At 69.7% G+C, this 4099-nt stretch carries 5 protein-coding genes and 1 pseudogene; 5 read left to right on the top strand and 1 reads right to left on the bottom strand.

The features are described from left to right. Positions 1-184 precede the first annotated feature (184 nt). The 3 genes from Mhypo_RS17300 to Mhypo_RS17290 all read left to right on the top strand — a co-directional run bounded on the left by Mhypo_RS17300 (position 185) and on the right by Mhypo_RS17290 (position 2719). Positions 185-781 (top strand): DUF3105 domain-containing protein, encoded by a 597-nt coding sequence (locus tag Mhypo_RS17300; protein WP_027887982.1) that lies wholly within the window; start codon positions 185-187, stop codon positions 779-781. Between the two features lie 187 nt (positions 782-968). Beyond that, positions 969-1634 (top strand): response regulator transcription factor, encoded by a 666-nt coding sequence (locus tag Mhypo_RS17295; protein WP_027887981.1) that lies wholly within the window; start codon positions 969-971, stop codon positions 1632-1634. Then, positions 1634-2719 (top strand): sensor histidine kinase, encoded by a 1086-nt coding sequence (locus Mhypo_RS17290; protein WP_119342476.1) that lies wholly within the window; start codon positions 1634-1636, stop codon positions 2717-2719. The genes Mhypo_RS17295 and Mhypo_RS17290 overlap by 1 nt, the downstream gene beginning before the upstream one ends. 52 nt (positions 2720-2771) lie before the next feature. On the opposite strand, the gene Mhypo_RS17285 is transcribed toward Mhypo_RS17290, so the two are convergent. Further along, on the bottom strand, positions 2772-3239 hold the full coding sequence (locus Mhypo_RS17285) for a DUF411 domain-containing protein (protein WP_027883192.1): 468 nt from the start codon (positions 3237-3239) through the stop codon (positions 2772-2774). Positions 3240-3445: 206 nt separating this feature from the next. Here Mhypo_RS17285 and Mhypo_RS17280 point away from each other — a divergent pair, with 206 nt between their 5' ends. Together Mhypo_RS17280 and Mhypo_RS17275 are read left to right on the top strand one after the other, a co-directional pair. Then, positions 3446-3826, top strand: coding sequence for a four-helix bundle copper-binding protein (locus Mhypo_RS17280; RefSeq protein WP_206074950.1), 381 nt, complete (start codon positions 3446-3448; stop codon positions 3824-3826). An 89-nt stretch (positions 3827-3915) separates the two neighbouring features. After that, positions 3916-4099, top strand: a pseudogene (locus Mhypo_RS17275) (multicopper oxidase family protein); the annotation flags it as partial.

Here is a 4099-nt window from a genome sequence, read left to right as displayed (position 1 = left end):
ACCAATGCCACCACCCCCCACAGCGGATAGCGCCGGTTCTGGTAGCGTGGATCGTCCAATGAGGCTAAGGCTTCGCGTAAGTTCATGCCTCTATCTAGCCTCAACCCTGAATAACGGTCAAGTCTGGAAGTCAACCTGAAATCCCAATTGCCCTCACCCCGAATGCGGTAGCTTGGTAGGGTCTATGGGAAAGAGCGCACGGAAACAGGCCTTGAAGTATTCGTCCAAGCCCAAGCCCAGCCCCTGGCCCTGGGTCATCGGCGGCGTTCTCGTGCTGGCGGTGGCGGTCTGGGGCTTCCTGCGCTGGCAGGGCCAGCAGGGGGTGCCCAGCCTCGAGAGCCTCATCGAGGAGGGCAAGCCGGCCCTCACGCAGGTGCAGAACCACCCGGACTACGGGCGCAGCCACGCCAACATCGGCGCCTCGCTGAGCTACGCCACCGACCCGCCCACCTCGGGGACGCACTGGTACAACTGGAGTGAGCCGGGCTTCTACACCCGCGGCGAGCCCCGGGAAAAGCTGGTGCACGCGCTCGAGCACGGCAACGTCGTGATCTACTACGACCAGCCCGGGGAGGAAGTGCTCAAGACCCTGCGGGTCTGGGCCGGCCGCTACCGGGGCCAGTGGGACGGGCTGGTGGTGGTGCCCAAGGCGGGTCTGGGCCAGACCGTCGAGCTCACCGCCTGGACCAAGCTGCTGCGGCTGGAGCGCTGGGACGCCGCCGCGGCTGCCGCCTTCATCGACGCCTACCGGGGCCGGGGGCCGGAGAACCCGGTGCGCTAGACGCTGAATGTTCGACGCTGATAGCTGATAGCTGATAGCTGAGCGCGGGTCGTACGTCGTACGCAATACGCAAGCCGCAAGACGCTACTTCTCCACCCCCCTTAGCAAGGGGGGCTAGGGGGGATACTCCCACACGTCACTAGCTCTTGGTCACCGGCCGCACGGCATGTGTAAGCTGGGGGTGAGTATGGCTCGAGTGCTGCTGGTCGATGACGACCCTTCCATCCACGAGGTGCTGGGGGCCTACCTGCGCCAGGAGGGGCACGAGGTGGTGGAGGCGCGCGACGGGGCCGAGGCGCTGGCCCGGCTGGGCGCGGCCGACCTGCTGATCCTGGACCTGATGCTGCCGAAGGTGGGCGGGCTCGAGGTGGCCCGGGAGGCGCGGCGGGACTACCCCGACCTCCCCGTCCTGATGCTCACCGCCAAGGGCGAGGAGGAGGAGCGCATCGAGGGCCTCGATCTCGGCGCCGACGACTACGTGACCAAGCCTTTCAGCCCGCGCGAGGTAGTGGCACGGGTGCGGGCGCTGTTGCGACGCCGGGGGCTGCGCGACGAACTCGCCTTCGGGGCCCTCACCCTCAAGCCCGCCGAGCGCGTAGCCCTGCTGAACGGGGCTCCCCTACCGCTGTCGCGGCTGGAGTTCGACCTGCTGCTCACCCTGGCCCAGCACCCCGGGCTGGTGTGGAGCCGGGCGCGGCTGCTCGAGCGGGTGTGGGGCGGGGACTTCCCCGGCGTAGATCGCGTGGTGGACGTGCACATCGCGGGCCTGCGCCGGAAGCTGGGCGAGGACAGCGACAACCCCCGCTACATCGAGACGGTGCGCGGGGTGGGCTACCGCTTCCGGGAGGAATAATGTTCACGCGGCTGTTCCTGACCCACCTGCTGGCGGCGCTGGTGGCGCTGGTGGCCTTGCTGGGCTTCGCGGAGTGGCTGGCCCCGCGCTTTTACCAGAGCCACATCGAGCAGATGGTGGCGGCCATCGGGCCGCAGGGCCACGAGCTGCACGCCGACCTCGAGCGCGGCCTGCGCTCGACCCTCACCGCCGCCTGGCTGGCCTCGCTGCCGCTGGCCGGGCTGCTGGCGGCGGGCACGGCCTGGGTGGTCTCGAGGCGGGTCAGCCAGGGGGTGCGGCTGCTGGCCCATGGCAGCCGTAGCATCGCGCAGGGGCACTACCACGACCGCCTGCCGGTGCACGGCCGCGACGAGCTGGCCTCTCTCGCCCAGGACTTCAACCGCATGGCCGAGGCGCTGGAGAGGGTCGAGCAGAGCCGCGTCGAGCTCATCGGCTCCGTCGCCCACGAGCTGCGCACGCCCCTGGCCGGGCTGCAGGGCTACGCCGAGGCCCTGGCCGACGGGGTGCTACCGCCCGAGCAGGCCGCCGGGCGCATCAGCCACGAGGTGCGGGCCATGCGTCGCCTGGTCGAGGATTTGTCGCTGGTCTCGAGGGTCGAGGCGAGAGCGGTGGAGATTCGCCCGCAGGCGCTCGACCCCGCCGCGGCCCTGAGGCGGGTGGCCGAACGCTTCGAGCTGGTGTTCGCGGAACAGGGGGTGGCCCTGCGGCTCGAGCCCTGTGGGCCGCTGCCGGCGGTGTGGGGCGATCCCGAGCGCCTGCAGCAGGTGCTCTCCAACCTGCTCGCCAACGCCCTGCGCCACACCCCGCCCGGCGGGGAGGTGGGGCTGAAGGCCGAGCCGGCGCGGGGCGGGGTGCGCTTCAGCGTGCGCGACACCGGCCCTGGCATACCCCCCGAGCACCAGGCGCGGGTCTTCGAGCGCTTCTACCGCGTGGACTCGGCCCGCAGCCGGCAGGACGGCGGAAGCGGGGTAGGCCTGACCATCGCCAAGGGCCTGGTCGAGGCTATGGGGGGAACGATGGGCCTCGAGAGCGAGGTCGGGCGCGGCAGCACCTTCTGGTTCACGCTGCCGCCAGCCCGGTCCTGAGCCCTGTCGCGCTCTTCCTCGCGCTGCGCCTGATCCGGTGGGAAGGGGCGCCCTAAAGCGTCACGAAGGGCTCGAGCCGCCCTTTGACGAGGGCCAGCACCCGGTAGGGCTGGGTCTTGGGGCCGGGCATCCCCGGCGTGCCCGAGGGCATGCCCGGCAGGGCGATCCCGTCGATCCTGGGTCGCTCGCGCAGCAGCTTCTGGAGGGCGGCCAGCGGGACGTGCCCCTCCACCGTGTAGCCCGCGAGGCGCATGGTGTGGCAGCTCTGGGCCTCGGGCGGGATCCCGTAGCGGCGCTTGAGGGGGCTGAGGTCGTCCTGCAGCACCACCTTCACCAGGGCGCCCTGCGCCTGGAGGAACTTCACGTACTCCCCGCAGCAGCCGCAGGTGGGCGACTTGTAGAGGGTGGCCTCGAGGCCCTTCAGGGCACTCCCCTGCTGCGCCAGGGCTCCGCCGGCCAGGCCCAGGGCGAGGCCGCCGAGCATCTTCAGCGCTCGTCTTCGGTCGGGTTGATGGGTCATAAGCTTCCTCTCCGACAGAGGCTAATGCCTTGGTGTTAAGCCTTTGTAAACCCGGTAGTTTCAGCCGGCACTCAAGGCAACTTCAGGCGGGGGGGCTAAAGTTGAACCTCCTTCGACCCGCCGGCTCGAGCTTTAACTCTGCCTCTCGTCGTCCGGAATTGCCAGCCGGATCAGGGCCGAAAGGCCGAATTTCAGGAGGTCCAGCCATGCAGCACAGCAGCCAGCACCACACCCACGGCACCACCGGCATGAGCCCCGCCATGCAGGCTTGCATCGAGGCCTGCGGGGAGTGCCACGACGTATGCCTCACCACCGTTCAACACTGCCTGCAGCACGGCGGCCAGCACGTCGAGCCCGCCCACATGACCATTATGATGGACTGTGTACAGATTTGCGAGACGGCCAAGGACTTCATGCTGCGGGGCTCGCGGCTCCACGCCCAGGTCTGCCGGGCCTGTGCCGAGGTCTGCGAGGCGTGCGCCCAGAGCTGCGAGGCCATCGATGACCCCGACGGCGCGATGAGGGCCTGTGCCGACGCCTGCCGCCGCTGCGCCCAGGAGTGCCGCCGCATGGCCCAGGCCGCCTGATGCCCGCCCCCTCGAGCCCCCGGCCACGGCCGGGGGTTGCCCTTTGCACAGGCTTAACACTCCACGCGCAGGCTAAAGCAGGAGGCGTTATGAACCGACGCGAACTGTTGAAGTACGGAGCCCTGGGCCTGGCGGGCAGCTACGCGCTCTCGAGGCTCCCCGCCTTTGCCCAAAGCCCCTTTCCCCAGCCCCGCACGCTCGAGGTGCGCCGGGCCGAGGGCGTGGTCGAGGCGCAGATTGCTGCTCGACAAAGCAATCTCACTATGGGCGGCA

This window comes from Meiothermus hypogaeus, from assembly GCF_003574035.1.
In the GTDB taxonomy this organism is placed as follows: Bacteria; Deinococcota; Deinococci; order Deinococcales; family Thermaceae; genus Meiothermus; species Meiothermus hypogaeus.
Note: the sequence above shows the minus strand (reverse complement) of the source record. Positions and strands in the feature narration are given on the sequence as shown.